This is a genomic window from Rhizobium sophoriradicis (assembly GCF_025200795.1).
Taxonomy (GTDB): Bacteria; Pseudomonadota; Alphaproteobacteria; order Rhizobiales; family Rhizobiaceae; genus Rhizobium; species Rhizobium sophoriradicis.
This window is the reverse complement of sequence record NZ_CP104153.1, coordinates 242,218-259,600: the sequence shown is the minus strand read 5'-3', so window position 1 is coordinate 259,600 and position 17,383 is coordinate 242,218. Positions and strand designations below refer to the sequence as shown.

Below are 17,383 nucleotides of genomic sequence, written 5' to 3'. Positions count from 1 at the left end.
TTGCGACACGCCCTTGGCCTCTTTTCAAACGTTGAAGTAACTTTGCCAAGCCACCACAGTCAAAATCGTCGAATAGGTCAGATGATGAGCGAGTTGATCGCCACCGTGCAGCATCCAGAATGAACGCGCATTCATCGGACAAGGATGACGGCGACCATAAACGGCTTTGAGATGATCGATCAGAAAATGAATGAGAAACTCGCCGGTAACAACAGCGACTGTCCATGTCAGGTATGGCATTGATAACCACAGGATTGGCATGGTGGCGGCCGCGTGAATGGCTGCGTGGACATACCCCCCAGGTTTCCTGAGATCCCCTTTGCCATCGATGATCCAGGCGGGCTGTAGCACGTAATCAGCCACAAAATGTTTGGTCTGCAGCCAAACCAGCGTGATCAGAAGGAGCCAGTCAATCGCCATGTCGCGCTACCTGCTCCCGATCAATGCCTGGATCGATCGTATGCACGCAAACCGACGCAGCCTTTCCTCGGATGTTTACTGCTCCCAACAATCTTGCATGGAGATGGCCTCGCGCCCTCCGGAACGTTTCGTCGCTCAACGCGATCTCCACGCCCTTCTCCTTCGCGGCGCCGACGAGCCGGCTCGCGAGATTGACGACGTCGCCGATCGCCGTGTAGCTCAGCCTTTCTGCTGAGCCAATATTGCCGACAAGCGCCACGCCACTATTGATGCCGATACGCACGCGAATGGCATCGTGCTTCGGCGCGATAGGAGGCATGGCGTGCATGGCGTCACGGATTGCCGCCGCAGCGCGACACGCACGCAATGCGTGATCGGGTTCGTCATTTGGCGCATTCCAGATTGCCATCACCGCATCGCCGATGAATTTGTCGACCGTACCGCCCTCGGCATGAATGGCGGCGATCGACGAGGTTAGAAAGCGCGTCAGGCTCGGCTCGACGCCGCTGCCGAGTTCTTCGGTCAGTTCCGTGAAGCCAGGTAAATCGGCAAACAGGACTGTTATTTCCCTCAGTTCACCGCCTGGACGAGGCTCGATGCCGCCATCGACAAGCGGACGAACGACCTCGATCGGCATAAAGCGTGCGAAGGCGGAAAGGCCACTCGACATCCGTTTCAGCGCGAACGAGAAATCGTCGAGTTCGGCCAGCAGCGCCGGACGGTGCTCAACGGCCTCGAGTTCGAACCTCTCGATCAGGTGCAACTGTCCGGCAAGGCGGGACAGTGGTCGAGTGAAGAGCGTTCGGGCAAACAGGATCGCAGTCACTGCTGCGAGCAGTGCGATAGCGCCAATGATGAAGATCACGCGCTCGGTATTGGCATCGATGTCGCCGGCAAAGGTTGCCCGTGGTATCGCGGTGACCAGTCGCCAATCTTCGAACGGCAACTTGCCCGACGACACGAAGACCGGACCGAGGCTTTTGCTGTCGACCAGCGTCCTAGAGCCGTCGACCCCGTCGCGGGTGGCTGCGGTGGCGACCGCCGCGGCCAAAGCATCGGATGGAGGGAAATCCTTTAGATGAGCCGCCACGACACCGTCGGATGATTCTGATGTCGCCAATACCATATCGTCTCTGGTGAGGACGAAGGCCTTGCTGCCCTTCGGAACCTTGAGTGCGGAAAGCGTGGCCGACAGCCGATTCAGGCTGACCGCCACCATCACCACGCCTTCGAAATGTTTGAAGACTTCAACCCTTTTGGAAACAACAATCGCCGGCTCGAAGCCATTGGGCAAAATGCTGACGACAGTCCAGGCCGCTTCCGTGCTCATGCTGCCGCGCCGATACCACGGCGAACCCTCCGAGACGTAGACGCTTTCGGACTTCAGGCGGTTCTCGAAGAAAATATCACCGGGTATTGGCTTATAGAGATCACGGCGCAACGGGCGCGGCTTTCCCGGCGCCGCTGCGCCAATCTCGACCATTTCTATCTCGCCGTCCGGCATTGCGTGTGAGCCGAAAAAACGGCCATCCGGGAAGCCGAACCCGATCCAGGCGATCGCCGGCTGCTCACGCAGCAGCGACAGGAACAGGAACTCCCGCTTGACTTCGTCGTCTGGCCGGACGGCGCCCTGAGAAAAAACTGACCTGATGATCTCCGCGCTGCTGGAAACCAGCGCCAGATTTGAGGTCAGCGCATTGCGGACGGCGGCGGTACTTTGGGCGTCGAGGCTGGCGACAACCGTTTCGACATTCTGGGTCGCCGCGCGATACCAGACCAGGTGGACAAGCGCCGCCGTGGACAACACTGCAAGCAACAGCAACGCCGTGACTGCGCGTCCCATTTTAATCCGTGGGAAAGCCCTAGCGTTCATGGCGATCGGTAATCAGCCGGGCGCTGCGATCATAGCGAATGTAGGCCAGAGCCCAATCCATGAACACCGCGGCGCGATTGCGGAAACCGACAAGAAACCAAAGATGCGCAATATTCCACACCAACCAAGCACCAAGGCCCGACAGCCGGATTCGGCCGAAGTCGGCAACCGCCGCCTTGCGCCCGATTGTCGCCAGACGGCCAAATTCACGATAGCGGAACGGCCTGGTGGGCCGACCCTCAAGTTCGGCGAGGATGGCGCGTGCTGCGTGCTCGCCCATCTGCTTGGCGGCTGGCGCGACGCCGGGAACTGCCCCGCCATTTTCATCCGTCACCGCCGCGGTGTCGCCAATCACGAAGATGTCATTGTTGCCCGGCGGGTTGAGATTTCGGTCGGCATGGACGCGGCCGGCGCGATCGGCGGGCACGCCTAGCCATTTCGCTGCTTTGGAAGCCATGACGCCGGCCGCCCATAGCACACAGGATGATTGAATTTCCCGCCCGTCGGCAAGAGTAACCCCTTGAACATCGCAGCGCGTCACCGCCGCCTTAAGAAGTACCTCGACGCCAAGCATCTCCAGGTGCCGCCGGGCTTTCTCAGACAGTATCGGCGGCATGGCGGGCAGGCCGACACCACCGGCTTCGACCAGGACAACACGCGCGGAGGACGAGTCGATGCGTCGAAAATCGCGAACAATCACTTTTTTCGCCAGTTCGGCAATGGCGCCTGCCAGCTCAACGCCGGTCGGGCCGCCGCCGCCGACGACGAATGTCAGAAAGCGCTCGCGGTCGGCCTCATCTTCGGCAGCCTCGGCGCGTTCGAAGGCCGACAGGATACGGGCGCGGATTTCGGTCGCATCGGCGATCGTCTTCAATCCGGGCGCCGTCTCCGCCCATTCATCTTTGCCGAAATAGGCGTGCCTGGCGCCTGTCGCGATGATCAGATAGTCGTAAGCAATGCGGCGGTTGGCCGTCTTGACGATCCGGGCCTCCTTGTCGATCCCCTCGACGCGCTCCATCAGAACGGAGACATTGGCTTGTCGCGAGAGGATGCGGCGGATCGGCATGGCAATTTGCGCCGGAGAAAGCCCGGCTGTCGCCACCTGGTAGAGCAAAGGCTGGAACAGATGGTAGTTGCGCCGGTCAATGACCGTCACATCGACATCCGCAGGCCGCAGCCCCATGGCCGCGGCAAGACCGCCAAATCCGGCCCCGAGGATGACCACCTTCTGACGGCGAGTAGCCCTTAAAGCATTCCGATTGATCGCAGACGAACCGCTATCGGCCTCCTCTACCGTGATTCGCATGGCTCAGCGCTCCCTCAGAAACAGGCGGCTGGCGACATAGTCGAGCGAGACAACACCGGCTCCGCGCGTCAGGATCAACAACAGCGGCGCGGTCCAGAGCAAATGATCGGGCCAGTTCTGGGGATAGACCAGGAACTGGATCGCCGAAATCACGCCAAGCAACATCAGGGTGGCAAGTCTCGAGAACAGGCCGAGAAAAATCAATATGGAGCCGCTCAGCTCAGCCGTCGTCGCGAGCCCAGCGGCCACGCCGGGATCGATGACGGGCAGCCTGTATTCAAGCGTGAACAACTGCACCGTCGCCGGCCAGGAGGCAAGCTTGCTCTGCGACGACTGCCAGAAGACATGAGCGACGGCCAGGCGGGAGACGAGTTGGACGAGCGAGAGCGGCAGCATGTTCAATCGCTCCAACGCGGAGACGTAGAGTCCGGCGATCCCGGATTTGCGGCGCGCTGCGACAGGGTTCATCATGGTCATGATTTCCATCCTTCAATTGGTTGCTAGCTGGATGTGGCGAATGCGGGCTACGAGGCCTTCGGCGAACAAGCCGCTCAAGGCAGTCGCGAGATCGAAATCAGGCGTTCGGAAAAGGACACGGTCGACCGTCGCCTCCAGACTTGCACGCTTCTTCAGTGCATGCAGGAAGCCGAAATCCCGAGCCTCGAGGCGCAGAAAACGCACGCTTTCGTTTGTTCGCCATAAAGCGATGCGCTCAGGTCGGCGGCACAATCCCTTGAGCGTCCCGATCTGTCCGCCCGGCTGATGCGCCGACCAGATCTCCAGTGCCGGCCAGCGACAGACGAGCAGACGCAGCGACGGCTGAAGAAAGAGTTGTGGAACTGTGTCGGCTTCGCCGTCTGCAAGCTGCTCCAAGATGCAGCCCGGCAATGCCGGCGCGTCAAGCGCCTCCGCGATCATCCATTCCAGCCGGGCAGTTTCGGCGATGAAGGGCATCGAACGAATGTCTTCGAACCCGGCTAGAAAGCGGGGGAAATTGCCGCCATAGCGGACGAGCCGCGCCTCCTGCGGCGGATTGCTGCGTATGAAGATGCCGGCAACGTAACGAAAGTAGTTCTCGCCCAACAGCTGCGTCGTGACCGGGAAAACCGCGATCAAGGTCGCCGTCAGCGAGGCGAAGGTGTTGTTACGGTAGATGTTGAACCGGCGCAGCGGATCGAAGGCGGCCTTGGCCAACACCGGAGCAACGTCGCTACGATCGCCGTGCAGAACGGCCTGGGCAATCCGCGACTGCAGGGCGCAATTAGAAAGCATGGCCGCTCCTCCTCGCCCTTGGATGATTGGCAAATACGGACGGCTTGATCGTCGCCAGCGCGGCAAGTGCAGGCATTGGTCCTCTCGTGCTGGCGGGCTGCAACGGCAGGACCATGGCTTCGAGCCGGCTCGTCTGAGACGCTGGTCTTGCGGCCAGCATTCGATCTTCGAAGGCGATCGATTGGGCGAGCAGATCGGCCCACATGGCTTCGCCGAGCAGCACGTCCAGAGCGGGGACATCGGTATCCCATTCGATGAGCGTGGGGCGATGTCCGATTTTCCGGATCGCATAGGCATAGAGTGACCAGACGGCCGGCGGAACGCGGGAGCCATGATCGTCGATCAGCACGATATCGCCCTCAACCTCGTTAACCGCATGGCCGGCGAGGTGAATTTCGCCGACGGCATGCGCCGGGAGCTGATCAATGAAGGCTTTGGCGTCGAAGCCGAGATTGCATGCCGATACATAAACGTTGTTGACGTCGAGGAGCAGACCGCAACCGGTGAGCCGGACGAGTTCGGCGAGAAATTCCGCCTCGGTCATCGTTGAGCCCTCGAAGGCGATATAGGCCGAGAGGTTTTCAATAAAGACGCGCCGCTGAAGCGTATCCTGAAGCCGCAAGACATTGGTGGCGACGGTGGCCAGTGCCTGCGCATCATAGCGCAGCGGCAGAAGGTCATTCAGATAGGCGCCATCGGCAACGCTCCAAGCAAGGTGTTCGGAAACAAGGCTTGGCTGGAAACGCAGGCAGAGCTTGCGCATACGTTCCAAGTGATCGCGATCAAGACCGGAGCTGCTGCCGAGCGACAGGCCGACACCGTGGATCGACAGGGGGTAGCTTTCCCGCAGCCGCTCAAGCGCATCGACGGCCGCCGAGCCGCCCATATAATTTTCCGCATGGACTTCGAGCCACCCCGCCGATGGGCGGCGGGACAGCATTTCACCGATATGCTGGGAGCGAAGGCCGATGCCCGCAGCGTTCGGTACCGGATTGCTCGGCAATATCTTGGACATCGGTTGCTCCTTTCGGATGTGCAGTTGAGAGCTTGAGAGGGGTCAGGCCTTGGGTTCGGTGCTGCCGCCGGTAATCTTGCTGCAGGTGCCGGCCGGAATATAAATCCACGAATCCTTCGCATTATCGGCCGTCGCCGTGCCGGCGCAGGAATGGCTGGCGGTCTGGCAGTCGTTGAGGCCGGCTTTGACGACGCCAAAGCATTTTTCGAATGAGAAATCCGGCTTGGTAGCCGGGCCGGCAAAGGCGCTGGCGGCGCTCATGGAGGCGGCGGCGGCAATAGCCGAGCTGATAAGAAAACGTGAAGCACTCATGAGAAGTCTCCTGGTTGGTGGGGTCAAACCGCCATCGGCTTGACTAACTCACTTTCCCAGAAGTCTGCTTCCGTCTGAAATGCTGTCTCCGCATGGTTTCGATACGCCGTCTCTATGCTTCGGCAGTTGATCCCATCCAAAAAAAGAGCCCCCGTTGGAAAAGACGAGGGCTCAAGGGGCAGGATCTGGCAACTGCCGGGAGTGAGAATTGTCGAGGATCAAAGATAGCGTTCGCGGATGTCCACCGTCGATCGTTTGCCGATGTCGTCGTAGTTGGCGAGCAGCCAGAGTTCGGCGCATTCACGGCCGCGATCCCTCAGATCCACGAGCGCTCCCCAGTCTGCGTTCAGCTTGCTCGACGCGCTGAGATTCTTCATCGTGTCGTCATCGGAAATACCGTGCACGAAAACACGCTTGAGCTTGGGGGCCGGCGTCATCTGGGCGTCGATAAGCTGCGTCACGAAAGCCACCGCGCGCATCTCCCTCAGCAGCGACGAGTTGAAGCTGATCTCGTTGATGCGATTGAGAATTTCGCCTGCGGTGCGCGGCAGGTCGGCTCTTTCGATCGGGTTGATGTGGACCACCAGGACATCGGGCGTATCGCAGCCATAGATCAGCGGGAATATTGCGGGATTTCCCATATAGCCACCGTCCCAATAGGCTTCCCCATCGATTTCCACCGCCTGGAACAGGAAAGGCAGGCAGGCGGACGCCATAACCGCATCGATGGAGAGCTCGTCATTGCCGAAGACCTTCACCTTGCCGGTCCTCACATTGGTGGCACAAATGCTGAGTTTGACGGGGCAGCGCGCCATTCGGATGGCGTCGAGATCGATCGATTGTTCCAGCACTTGGCGCAGGGGATTGAAGTTGAATGGGTTGAACTGGTAGGGCGACATCAGCCGGGTGACCAGGTCGAACATGATAAATGCCGGGGAGAACTCCAGCGATTTTGAACCAGTAAGACGGTCGAGCAAAGTCGGCTGCAAAGGTCCCGATGCGGCCGCATGGCTGACGCGGCGCCAAAAATTGGCGAGCGCGCTTTGCGCCCCGCTTCGTCCGCCCGCGGCAAGGCCGTAAGCCATGACGGCGGCATTCATCGCGCCGGCGCTCGTTGCCACGATGCCTTCAAAAGAAAGGCTGGGCTCATCCAGCAGCCGATCGAGCACGCCCCAGGTGAAGGCGCCATGCGCGCCCCCGCCCTGCAACGCAAGACTGATCATTCGTGGTTCACGCCCGGCAACGGAAAATTCGGGCTGCATACCTATGTGCTTGTTCACGATTGCCTCCCCTTGGTTCGAATGATTGGTCAGTGCGCGGTCCAGCCGCCGTCGACCGGAATAGCGGTCCCGGTGATCGATCCGGCAAGGTCGCCGCAGAGAAACACGGCGAGCGCACCCATTTCTTCGATGGTGGCAAAACGCTTGGTCGGTTGATCCTTCAGGAAAACATCGCGGATCACCGCATCTCGGGCGATCTTATGCGACTTCGCCTGATCTTCGATCTGGTGTTCGACAAGCGGGGTCCAGACATAGCCGGGGCAGATCGCATTGGATGTGACGCCAAATTCCGCACCTTCGAGCGCGATCGTCTTTGTGAAGCCGACGATGCCGTGCTTGGCCGCCACATAGGCGGACTTGAACGGCGATGCGATCAACCCATGAGCCGAGGCGACATTGATGATCCGGCCGTAGCCTCTGGCGCACATGCCGTCGAATGTCGACTGCACCAGATGAAAGGCGGCGGAGAGATTGATGGCGAGGATGGCGTCCCACTTTTCCGGAGGAAATTTGCCGATTGGCGAAACGTGCTGGATGCCGGCATTGTTGACGACGATGTCGACCTGGCCAAACCGCGCGACCGCCCTCTCGACCATCATCCGAATGGCCTCCGGTTTGGCCATGTCAGCCGCGTCATAGGCGACGTCTACGTCGTTGCCGCCGGCGATGCCGGCGCGCAGCGTCTCGATCTCGGCTGGATCACCAAAACCGTTCAACATCACGGCCGCACCTGAGCGAGCAAGAGCATGCGCAATGCCAAGACCGATCCCGCTGGTGGAACCGGTGACGATGGCGCTGCGCCCCTCCAGGGGCTTGCGGCCGACGAGACTATCAATTTCGGGATCAAAGGCGTTCAGCATGTGTGCTCTCCACTGCGATTGGCGACACTTTCTGGCGTCATGGCAGTCACAGTGGAGTATCGGCGCTCACTTTAGAAATGCCGGTCTGGTATGGAATTGATAAATCCATGGCATTGGATGAGAATGCCGCCGCGTTAGAGAATTGCAGCATAGTAAAAATCGCGTTCACCCCGGGGGCAGCGATGGATATTCATCATATACGTTATTTCCTGGCCGTCTGCGAAACACGCAATTTCACGCGTGCGGCCGAAAGGTGCAATGTTACTCAACCGGCCCTCAGCCGCGCCATACAGCAGCTTGAGGACGAGGTCGGTGGCCTGCTGTTCCGCCGAGAGCGCAATCTCACCCATATCACCGATCTCGGCAATCTACTCCGGCCACGGTTTCAGCAGATTCAGGATGAGCTCATGGGCGTTCGGACGGAGGCCACGCGATTTCTATGTCTGAACGAAGCTAATCTCAAGGTCGGGATCATGTGTACGATCGGGCCGCGGCGGTTCACCGGTCTCCTGACCGACTTCAACATGCGTCACAAGGGTATCCAGCTGCAACTGATCGAAGGCGTGCCCACGAGACTGTCCGATCTGTTGGAGACCGGCGAAATCGATGTGGCGCTGATGTCGACTGCAACGAATTTTCCGGAGCGGTTCGACGTGACCTCCCTCTTCCGCGAGAGGTTCATGCTCGCCTTCCCTGCCGGCCACAGGCTCAGTCAATACGACGCCATTCCCATCGCGGCGATCGACGGCGAAGTCTATCTGCGTCGCGTCAACTGCGAATATTGGGACTACCTCTCGGATCTTTGCGATGCGCAAGGTGTCAAGACGCTCGTTTCCTATTCCAGCGAACGCGAAGACTGGATCCAGAATCTTGTAGCCGGCGGCTTAGGCATTTGCTTCATCCCTGAATACAGCGCCGTCATTCCCGGCCTGCAGGTGCGACCAGTCGCGGAACCGGAGGTCAGCCGGGAAGTCTGTCTCGTGACTGTCGCCGGCCGTCGCTTTTCGCCGGCGGTTTCCGTCTTTGTCGGCGCCGTCAAATCCTATGGCTGGGCTTCCCCGCCAACCAGACCGCATTAATGCCCCTATCGGACTGCCCCTCCCGAACATGGCCTGGCAATTCGCCGGGCTTTTGGTCCTTGTTTGATAATCGGCAATAGCCCACGGCTATCGAAATCAAAAGCATCTGGCATTTCTCTTTGGATCGGCGCTCCGCCACTCTCCACACATGCTCGACACCGATCTTGCCGAGCCCAACAAGGAGAACCACCGATGATGCCTTCATTCAAAACCAGCCGCGTCTCTTTGGCTATGCTCGCCTTTAACGCACTCACGTTCGCCGCCTGCCTGCACGCCTCATCTGCCATGGCGGGTGACTGCCCAGCTGATCAAGTTGCCGAAGACGGCATGAAGCCTGGCTCGATGATGCCGAAGGACGTCACCGAAAGCGTCCTCAAAACAATCGATCTTTCCTCCAAGGGTGATGCCTGGAAGGGCAGCATGCTGCGCATGCGAAAGCTCGTCGTGCAGCCGGGCGGCGTCGTTCCCTGGCATTCGCATGAGATGCGCCCGGCCAATATCCTGATCGTCTCCGGCTCGATCACCGAATACCGTAGCACCTGTAAAGCGCCGATCCTGCACAAGGCGGGCGAGGTCACCGCCGAGTTCGGCCACCTCTCCCATTGGTGGAAGAACAACGGCAAGGTTCCGGCGGTGCTTTATTCCTCCGATATTTTGAGCCCGGAAATGCACGACGATGACTCAGCGATGTGATCGCTACTCGTCCGGTGACTCAGACCATTGAGCTACGCTCCGGCGCTTTCGGCCATTGCCGAAATCGCCGCGCTTCGGGGAACCTAGCAATGACTGATATCGAACAGCCGCTCGCATCCATTCATGCGGATAAGACACTTCGTGCGGACAGTTGGCGATTTGGACTAATCGCCCTTATTGCCTTCCTGACCCTTATCGACCTCTTCGCGGCACAGGCGGTGTTGCCTTCGCTGGTGGAGAGATTCCAGGTGAGCCACGCCACGATGGGCTTTGCCGTCAATGCCAGCACATTCGGCATGGCAATCGCCGGTCTGCTCGTGGCTTTTTTTGGCGGTGATGTCGACCGGCGCAACGGCATCTGGATCAGTCTCGCCCTTCTGTCCATCCCGACGACGCTGCTGGCATTTACAGACAACATTATTGTCTTCGCAGCGTTACGGGTGCTTCAGGGACTATGCATGTCGACCGCCTTTACGCTGACGGCAGCCTACCTGTCTGAACAATTTTCCGCCGGGAAGACTGCCGGGGCCCTGGCAGCCTACGTGACCGGCAACGTCGCGAGCAATCTCTTTGGCCGTATGCTGTCTGCCGCTATTGCCGGCGTCGGCGGCCTTTCGCTGAACTTTCTGATATTCGCAGGACTCAATCTCCTCGGCGCCGCCTTGGTCTGGTTCACGCTCAAAAAAACCGCGAGCATGATGCGCATGGACAGTCGAGGCAGCTTGACCAGGCGCGTCTGGAGCGTTCACGTTGCCGATCCGGACCTGCGCCGCGTCTTCGCGATCGGTTTCCTGATCCTGTTCGTGTTCATCGGCACCTATACTTATGTGAACTTCCAGATCGTCGCGCTGGGCGTGGCGCCGATGGCGCTCGGCCTTGTCTACCTTGTCTTTCTCCCTTCGATCGTGACCACGCCGTTTGCCGGGAATCTCGCAAGCCATGTCGGCTCGAAAGCGGCAATCGTCTTGACCCTGGCAATGGCCGTCCTCGGCCTCGTGGCGCTTCTCAGCACAAATTTGCCAATCATCCTCGGCGGATTGACGCTGGTGGCAATGGGCACGTTCCTGGCCCAGGCGATTGCCACAAGCATCATCGGCCGGCGTGCGATGAGCGACAAGGCCGGTGCCAGCGGCATCTATCTGGCATCCTACTATACCGGCGGCATGATCGGCAGTCTGGCTCTCGGACATGTCTATGACCATCTCGGCTGGAACGCCTGCGTGCTCGTCCTGATCGCCGCACTCGGCACGGCAATCTTCCTCGGAGGGTCGCTGAGCGCGCCACAATCATAAGCCCAGCCTGTCGAAGCGGACGGAACGCTGTTCCGCCCGACCTGACGACTAGTCCGAAATTCACCCAACCAAAGGAGAGAATGTCATGCAAAGAGTGATCAACCTATTCTTCACCGTCATGCTTTCATTGGCAGCCGCAATCGCGGCAACGTCCGCCTCAGTCGCCCAAGCAGGTGCGCGCGACGGCGTCATTGTTCTGAAAAGCCGTTACTCGGTTGACGAGACTGTGAGTAAGATCAAGGCAAATGTCGCTGACAAAGGCATCACGCTGTTCGATGATATCGATCAAGCGGCACTCGGTACGGCTGCCGGCAACAAGGTCCTCCCTTCGCGGCTGATTCTGTTCGGCAATCCGGCACTCGGAACGACATTCATCACCGCCAATCCTACAGCCGGCCTCGATTGGCCGGTTCGCGTTCTCGTCTACGAGACGAAGGATGGGTCGGTTCGCGTCGCATACACGGATTTTGCCTGGATCGCGCGACGCCACGGTATCACCAGCCGAGACAAGGAATTTAAGATGGCGACTGACGTCATCAAAGCGGTGACGGTACCAGTTAGCCAATAAAACCACGGACTGGCGGCCTGGCTTAACGTGCCCGACCCTATCGTCTGAGTCGGGCCTCCCGATGTCTTATCGACGAACTGAACAGTAAGCCCTCGCCTTGATGGGAATCGAACCGGCGGATCATGCCGTGCATTAACGCCTCGAGCGGCGTGTTGCCGATGAGATTGGCATCGCCGCTGAGAACTTCGCTATGCACAGAGGTTCCGGTCATCAAGGCGGCGCCGGCGGCCACGTCCTTGACCCTGGAGACAAGCTCCAGCAACTCCGGCAGGGTACGCGCCCGGACGAGATAGCGTACTGTGGCCTTCGCCTGCACGACATTGGGCGCATGACCGCCCGTGTCAGTGATCGCATAGTGTATGCGCGCGGTGGGAGGCATATGTTCGCGCAGATAGTTGACGCCGACATTCATGAGCTCGACCGCGTCGAGCGCACTACGGCCGAGATGCGGCGACGAAGCAGCGTGGGACGCACGTCCGGCGAAGTGAAAATTCAGCTCGTTGCAGGCGAGCGAGATAGGGTTGTTCACACCGACGAAAGCGGCCGGATGCCAGGAGATGGCGATATCGACGTCACCGAAAACGCCGGCCCTCACCATGAAGCCCTTGGACGAGCCTCCCTCCTCGGCCGGGCAGCCATAGTATCGGATCCGGCCCTGAAGATCGTTGCTGCAAGATAGTCCTTCACGGCCGCCGCGGCCAGCATGGAGCCTGCGCCGAGAAGATTGTGACCACAGCCATGACCATTGCCTCCCTCGATGACAGGACGAGCCTCGGCAAGACCGGCGACTTGGCTGAGGCCGGGCAGCGCGTCGAACTCGCCGAGAATTGCGATGACGGGACCACCTTCACCCGCCTCTCCCATGACAGCGGTGGGAATGCCGGCCACGCCTCGGGTGATTTGCCTGCCATCATCGGGCGGGATGAATACGAGCGCGATATTTGTGCCCGAAGCGGGTCGGCGGTCGATGTGGTGCGCGGATGGCTGGCCCATATTGGCTGCGGAGATCTACACGGCTACACTGCACATTCCGTTTTGCGCGCGCTGCATTGAGAGGTATCGATCAGTTCGCCATAGACGTCGATTTGCACCTGTCCGGCGGCGGCGTTGCCGATCCTGATGGGAACGCTTCCCTCATATCGTGGTCGACATTTGTTGCGGCTTTTTGCTGTGCGTCTCTTTGCCGGCGCGGTCACCTCCGCACACTACGCCATAGAGGCCGTCAAGTGCGGTACGTCACAACCATTGCCGGGGCCACACTGCGCCCTAATTGCAAAGACTTGGCGAGAACGAGAGACACATTGATTTCCTCGAGCAACGCCAAATAACACGGAGGCGGAATTGGAAAATGACCTCGGCCCCCGTCGCGTCTATTCGACCTCGCCATCCTCCCCTTCACGCATGCCTGCCTTCGCGAGTGTACTCGCTGCTATTGCTATTCTTTATTTCGGCAAGGAAGTACTTCTTCCTCTAGCAATCGCAGTCCTGTTGACGTTCGCATTGGCTCCTATCTCCTCTCGTCTTCGAAAGCTTGGCCTGCCCCGTATTCCGGCGGTAATAATCACCGTCGTGATCGCTTTTCTTGTCCTCGTCCTGTTCGGGCTTGTCGTAGCAGGACACGTTGCGGAAGTCGCCCAGAACCTTCCGGCCTACCAGGGCAACATCATTGCAAAAATTCGATCTCTCCAGGAAAGTGGAACGGATAGCGGTATTGTGCGGCGCCTGACATCCGTCATTGAGAGCGTCGGTCGTGAGCTCAGCAACGCCGAGGAGCGCCCAGTTGCCCCAGGTACCGGATCAAGACCAAGGGAGCCCGTGCTCGTCGAAATATTCGCGCCTAGCAGACCAATTGAAACGCTTACCAGCCTGATTGGTCCTCTACTTGGCCCCATCGCCTCATTGGGCTTGATCATCGTCGTCGTAATATTCATGCTGTTAGAGCGGGAAGAGCTTCGCGATCGCTTTATCCGGCTCGTTGGTTATGGCGATCTGCATCGCACAACAGAAGCCATCCAGGAGGCGGGAAGCCGCGTCGCACGGTATCTTCTTATGCAGCTGGTGGTGAACTGCGCTTACGGCGTTCCATTGGCGCTCGGACTGTGGGCGGTTGGCATTCCCAATCCAGCGCTCTGGGGGATGCTGGCCATCGTCCTTCGATTTGTCCCCTATATCGGGCCTGTCATCGCGACAGTTCTGCCGCTGTTCCTGGCCTTTGCAGTCGACCCCGGCTGGAGCCTGGTTCTCTGGGTTGCGGCCATCTTCGTCGTGCTGGAATTGACCAGCAACAACGTCATCGAGCCTTGGCTCTATGGTTCTCGTACCGGACTCTCTCCGCTGGCAATCATCGTCGCGGCGATTTTTTGGGCATGGCTGTGGGGGCCGGTCGGTCTTGTACTGTCCACGCCGTTGACCGTGTGTCTTGCAGTGCTGGGGCGGTACGTCCCGCAGTTCGAGTTCCTTGAGGTGGTTTTTGGAAGTGACCCGGTGCTCGATCCCAAGGAACGGCTGTACCAGCGGCTTCTTGCCGGCGATCCCGACGAGGCGACCGATTACGCTGAGGAATTTCTAGAGGAGGATTATCTGGAAGATTACTATGGCAAGGTTGCCATCCCCGCCCTTCTACTCGCGGAGAAGGATAGGCGTCGAGGCGTCTTGACCGCGGAGCAGATGGAACAGGTGTTCGGGACCGCCATCACGCTGGTCTTGAACCTTGCGGAAATTGCGCAGGAAGAAGGACAAGAAGAGGACGAGGAAGAACAGAAGGAGGAGGAATCGGTAGGTCTGCCCAGCACCCCGCCCAAAGAAGGCAATGAAGATGAAAGCGAACTGCCTGACGGACGTGGCAAGACCGTCTTCTGCATCGGAGGCAGGGGCCCACTCGACGACGCGTCGGCTGCGATGCTCGCCCAGGTTCTTCAGGTACAGGGAGCCGAGGTGGTTGCAGCGAGGCATTCTGACATTTCCAGTCGCGGCGCCATTAGCCTCGTTCCCAAACAATCGAACGCCATCGTGGTTTGCTTCCTCAACGAAGACTCGGCAAGGCACGCCAGCATACTTATTCGTCGGTTCAAGCGCATATACCCGGCCATTCGCGTCGGCGCAGTCCTCTGGGTGGAAAACCAGGAGGAAAGGCAACCGCCTACGCTTGGGGAGGCTGATTTCGTCGCCACCACCTTGACCTCAGCGGCCCGCGAGGCACTCGCCGATGCACCGGCATCATTGGTGACGCCCGCGCGCAAGATTCGTACCAGGCGATCCTCGAACAAGACAAGCATAACCGCCGCGCAGTCCGGGATTTAGCGGCAAATCAAATCCTCGGCTGCTACCCTTGAAGAAATCCCTTTGCAGCGGTCAAGCGAAGCAGCCTTCATGCGATCGGCCGATCTACAACACCAAGAGTTGGGACCAAACCGCATTTCCAGGGGAGCTTGGCACCCCCGAGTTGTGCGAACCGAGTTTGGTGCCTTGGGCTTATAAGCCACCCGCCCGAGGCATTTTGCTTGCTCAACGCTTCGGCCGAGGTTTACAACGCGTCCTGCGGCGACGGGACGCCAAGGCCAATGGCCTGCGAAAATTCGGTGAAAGACCGTCCTCATGCGCCCCCCAGCGATGTGTGCGGCTGACCGCAGTTGCGATAAGGGAATCGAGATGTCCTGCGCGCCGCGGTCATAGGCGTATTCCGGCAAGTACCCGTCTACAATGAGGCGCCAGTCCATTGGCATGGGTCGCCTGCGACGCGCATCAATTTGACAATGGTTGTCGTGCAGTTGGTCGTCAGCGAATTGTAGAAGACGGGTGTGACCGCGAGGGCGTTTGCGTAGAAGACGTACTCGCGCAGGAGAAGCCTCGCGGTCGCCAGCGTCGCTCTCAGGCGGTAGATGATTGGCGAGGCGCGTCGAAAGCCCCGGATATATCAATCGCGTTTCTCCACCGCGGGTCTATCGCCAGCCGGCGGCTGGGGCGAGCAGCCCCGGGATTGCCGGTGATGCCACATCGTGGCCGGCGAGCGGTTGCCGGCGCCCGACGCGCAATCCATCAGGGCGTTAGAGGAAAACACTTCGAGTTGAAATGACGATGCGTTATGTTCCGGATTGCGACTCGGAGAGTTCGTTTTTTCAGGCATGAAACTGGGGCGACCACGATGGGTTCGGGTGATCGAGAAACACAGGCCACCGCCGAGGCTGCACGGGCCGCCTATGATGCCGCAGCCTTTCTCGCAGCCATTGTGGAATCGTCGGATGATGCCATTGTCAGCAAGAGCTTGTCTGGCATCATCACTACCTGGAACAAGGGTGCCGAGAGAATTTTCGGATACACCGCAGAAGAGGCAGTAGGCCGGCCCATCACCATCGTCATTCCGGCCGATCGTCTTAATGAAGAACCCGCTATTCTCGCGCGAATTCAGTCCGGCGAACGCGTCGATCACTTTGAAACGGTAAGACGCCGCAAGGACGGCAACCTGATCGACATCTCGTTGACAATCTCACCGATCAGAGATGACAGCGGCAAAATCATCGGAGCATCGAAAATCGCTCGTGACATCTCGGAGCGCAGGCGCGAGGCCGAGCACCGGGAAATGCTCCTCCGGGAAATGCATCATCGAGTAAAAAACCTTTTTGCGGTTGTCGCCAGCATTATCACCCTCGCAGCCCGGAGCGCGGTGACGCCGAGCGATCTTGCCTTCAGCATGATGGATAGGCTCATGTCACTGGCCCGCGCGCACGAGATTACGTTGCCAAGCTTTGCTGGTCAGTCCGTTGAAGATCCCCCAGCCACCCTGTTTCAGCTTCTCTCGAACATCCTTGCGCCCTACGGAAAAGATGAACTCCGCCAGTGGACACTGCATGGGGAGGACATCCAGGTAAACCGCGCCAAGATCACCAATCTCGCGCTCCTGTTTCACGAGCTCGCGACGAATGCTGCGAAGTACGGGGCACTCTCCGTCGGCGACGGAACCGTCGATATCACGTTTGCAATTTCGCCCGACACTATCGAGTTGATTTGGCTTGAAGCGCACGGACCGATAGATGCAGATCCGAGCCAGGCTTCCTCCGGCTTTGGAAGCATCCTGGAGCAAAGGATCGCGCAAAGCCTTGAGATCGATATCCAGCGGATGTGGACGCCTAGAGGGTTATCAATTCGGCTTTCGCTTCCACGCCTTGCGATCACATAGTTTTACCTCCCGGCTCGCCTGGTGTTTTGCGCTCTCTTACGCGGGCGATGGACTTCGCGGCCATTGCCATTCTAAGTTGGCCCGAAGCAATAAACGCGCGATTGATTTTCATGCTGGCAGGGGCGTCTCGGTGAATTTTTCGGAGAGAGCCTGCCGGCGCAACGTTTCGCAGTGCAACTGTTCACTCGATGTTGACAGGTAGATTTTAAACGGGCAGCGAACAGTCGCTCACCTAATTGG

14 protein-coding genes and 3 pseudogenes are annotated in these 17,383 nt (G+C 59.2%); 6 read left to right on the top strand and 11 right to left on the bottom strand.

All coding sequences use genetic code 11. The features are described 5' to 3' along the window. Positions 1 to 24 precede the first annotated feature (24 nt). The 9 genes from N2597_RS23160 to N2597_RS23120 form a co-directional block, all read right to left on the bottom strand. Positions 25 to 420, bottom strand: coding sequence for a DUF3307 domain-containing protein (locus tag N2597_RS23160; protein WP_040112706.1), 396 nt, complete (start codon positions 418 to 420; stop codon positions 25 to 27). Beyond that, entirely contained in the window at positions 410 to 2,293 is a 1,884-nt protein-coding gene (locus tag N2597_RS23155; protein ID WP_052272702.1) for an adenylate/guanylate cyclase domain-containing protein, read from the bottom strand. Before N2597_RS23155 ends, N2597_RS23160 begins: the two co-directional genes overlap by 11 nt. Next, entirely contained in the window at positions 2,283 to 3,599 is a 1,317-nt protein-coding gene (locus tag N2597_RS23150) for an NAD(P)/FAD-dependent oxidoreductase (protein ID WP_183599429.1), read from the bottom strand. Before N2597_RS23150 ends, N2597_RS23155 begins: the two co-directional genes overlap by 11 nt. A 3-nt stretch (positions 3,600 to 3,602) precedes the next feature. Then, the gene (locus N2597_RS23145; protein WP_040113139.1) at positions 3,603 to 4,076 is read right to left on the bottom strand and encodes a DoxX family protein; all 474 of its coding nucleotides are present in this window, start codon (positions 4,074 to 4,076) and stop codon (positions 3,603 to 3,605) included. 12 nt (positions 4,077 to 4,088) lie between these two features. Beyond that, positions 4,089 to 4,871, bottom strand: a complete 783-nt coding sequence (locus N2597_RS23140; RefSeq protein WP_040112704.1) for an HvfC/BufC family peptide modification chaperone — start codon at positions 4,869 to 4,871, stop codon at positions 4,089 to 4,091. Next, positions 4,861 to 5,886, bottom strand: a complete 1,026-nt coding sequence (bufB, locus tag N2597_RS23135) for an MNIO family bufferin maturase (RefSeq protein ID WP_040112703.1) — start codon at positions 5,884 to 5,886, stop codon at positions 4,861 to 4,863. The genes N2597_RS23140 and bufB overlap by 11 nt, the downstream gene beginning before the upstream one ends. A gap of 42 nt (positions 5,887 to 5,928) precedes the next feature. Then, on the bottom strand, positions 5,929 to 6,198 hold the full coding sequence (locus tag N2597_RS23130) for a BufA1 family periplasmic bufferin-type metallophore (protein WP_040112702.1): 270 nt from the start codon (positions 6,196 to 6,198) through the stop codon (positions 5,929 to 5,931). A gap of 218 nt (positions 6,199 to 6,416) precedes the next feature. After that, the gene (locus N2597_RS23125; RefSeq protein ID WP_183599449.1) at positions 6,417 to 7,460 is read right to left on the bottom strand and encodes a patatin-like phospholipase family protein; all 1,044 of its coding nucleotides are present in this window, start codon (positions 7,458 to 7,460) and stop codon (positions 6,417 to 6,419) included. Between the two features lie 47 nt (positions 7,461 to 7,507). Further along, the gene (locus N2597_RS23120) at positions 7,508 to 8,338 is read right to left on the bottom strand and encodes a 3-hydroxybutyrate dehydrogenase (protein ID WP_052272701.1); all 831 of its coding nucleotides are present in this window, start codon (positions 8,336 to 8,338) and stop codon (positions 7,508 to 7,510) included. Positions 8,339 to 8,520: 182 nt separating this feature from the next. Between N2597_RS23120 and N2597_RS23115 the strand changes: the two genes are divergently transcribed. The 4 genes from N2597_RS23115 (at position 8,521) to N2597_RS23100 (ending at position 11,970) form a co-directional block, all read left to right on the top strand. Beyond that, entirely contained in the window at positions 8,521 to 9,417 is an 897-nt protein-coding gene (locus tag N2597_RS23115; RefSeq protein ID WP_040112700.1) for a LysR family transcriptional regulator, read from the top strand. Between the two features lie 231 nt (positions 9,418 to 9,648). Beyond that, a complete protein-coding gene (locus tag N2597_RS23110) occupies positions 9,649 to 10,110 on the top strand; it encodes a cupin domain-containing protein (protein ID WP_225881476.1) in 462 nt (153 codons plus the stop codon). A gap of 89 nt (positions 10,111 to 10,199) precedes the next feature. After that, a complete protein-coding gene (locus N2597_RS23105; protein ID WP_040112698.1) occupies positions 10,200 to 11,402 on the top strand; it encodes an MFS transporter in 1,203 nt (400 codons plus the stop codon). 85 nt (positions 11,403 to 11,487) lie between these two features. Beyond that, complete coding sequence (locus N2597_RS23100; protein ID WP_183599431.1) at positions 11,488 to 11,970, top strand: DUF302 domain-containing protein; 483 nt, start codon at positions 11,488 to 11,490, stop codon at positions 11,968 to 11,970. A gap of 112 nt (positions 11,971 to 12,082) precedes the next feature. Here N2597_RS23100 and N2597_RS23095 read toward each other — a convergent pair. Further along, a pseudogene (locus N2597_RS23095) lies at positions 12,083 to 12,864 on the bottom strand (amidohydrolase); the annotation flags it as partial. Between the two features lie 351 nt (positions 12,865 to 13,215). On the opposite strand from N2597_RS23095, the pseudogene N2597_RS23090 reads away from it, so the two are divergent. Further along, positions 13,216 to 15,270 (top strand): annotated as a pseudogene (locus tag N2597_RS23090) (AI-2E family transporter). A gap of 223 nt (positions 15,271 to 15,493) precedes the next feature. On the opposite strand, the pseudogene N2597_RS23085 reads toward N2597_RS23090, so the two are convergent. Next, positions 15,494 to 15,853 (bottom strand): annotated as a pseudogene (locus N2597_RS23085) (lipoprotein N-acyltransferase Lnb domain-containing protein); the annotation flags it as partial. A 258-nt stretch (positions 15,854 to 16,111) separates the two neighbouring features. Between N2597_RS23085 and N2597_RS23080 the strand changes: the two are divergent. Continuing rightward, positions 16,112 to 17,143, top strand: coding sequence for a PAS domain S-box protein (locus N2597_RS23080; protein WP_183599433.1), 1,032 nt, complete (start codon positions 16,112 to 16,114; stop codon positions 17,141 to 17,143). The last annotated feature ends 240 nt before the right edge of the window (positions 17,144 to 17,383 follow it).

What these genes read in the sequence shown, in the direction of transcription:
- N2597_RS23160 (WP_040112706.1), bottom strand. Translation starts at nt 420, where the DNA reads ATGGCGATTGACTGGCTCCTTCTGATCACGCTGGTTTGGCTGCAGACC.
- N2597_RS23155 (WP_052272702.1), bottom strand. Translation starts at nt 2,293, where the DNA reads ATGAACGCTAGGGCTTTCCCACGGATTAAAATGGGACGCGCAGTCACG.
- N2597_RS23150 (WP_183599429.1), bottom strand. Translation starts at nt 3,599, where the DNA reads ATGCGAATCACGGTAGAGGAGGCCGATAGCGGTTCGTCTGCGATCAAT.
- N2597_RS23145 (WP_040113139.1), bottom strand. Translation starts at nt 4,076, where the DNA reads ATGACCATGATGAACCCTGTCGCAGCGCGCCGCAAATCCGGGATCGCC.
- N2597_RS23140 (WP_040112704.1), bottom strand. Translation starts at nt 4,871, where the DNA reads ATGCTTTCTAATTGCGCCCTGCAGTCGCGGATTGCCCAGGCCGTTCTG.
- bufB (WP_040112703.1), bottom strand. Translation starts at nt 5,886, where the DNA reads ATGTCCAAGATATTGCCGAGCAATCCGGTACCGAACGCTGCGGGCATC.
- N2597_RS23130 (WP_040112702.1), bottom strand. Translation starts at nt 6,198, where the DNA reads ATGAGTGCTTCACGTTTTCTTATCAGCTCGGCTATTGCCGCCGCCGCC.
- N2597_RS23125 (WP_183599449.1), bottom strand. Translation starts at nt 7,460, where the DNA reads ATGCAGCCCGAATTTTCCGTTGCCGGGCGTGAACCACGAATGATCAGT.
- N2597_RS23120 (WP_052272701.1), bottom strand. Translation starts at nt 8,338, where the DNA reads ATGCTGAACGCCTTTGATCCCGAAATTGATAGTCTCGTCGGCCGCAAG.
- N2597_RS23115 (WP_040112700.1), top strand. Translation starts at nt 8,521, where the DNA reads ATGGATATTCATCATATACGTTATTTCCTGGCCGTCTGCGAAACACGC.
- N2597_RS23110 (WP_225881476.1), top strand. Translation starts at nt 9,649, where the DNA reads ATGCTCGCCTTTAACGCACTCACGTTCGCCGCCTGCCTGCACGCCTCA.
- N2597_RS23105 (WP_040112698.1), top strand. Translation starts at nt 10,200, where the DNA reads ATGACTGATATCGAACAGCCGCTCGCATCCATTCATGCGGATAAGACA.
- N2597_RS23100 (WP_183599431.1), top strand. Translation starts at nt 11,488, where the DNA reads ATGCAAAGAGTGATCAACCTATTCTTCACCGTCATGCTTTCATTGGCA.
- N2597_RS23080 (WP_183599433.1), top strand. Translation starts at nt 16,112, where the DNA reads ATGGGTTCGGGTGATCGAGAAACACAGGCCACCGCCGAGGCTGCACGG.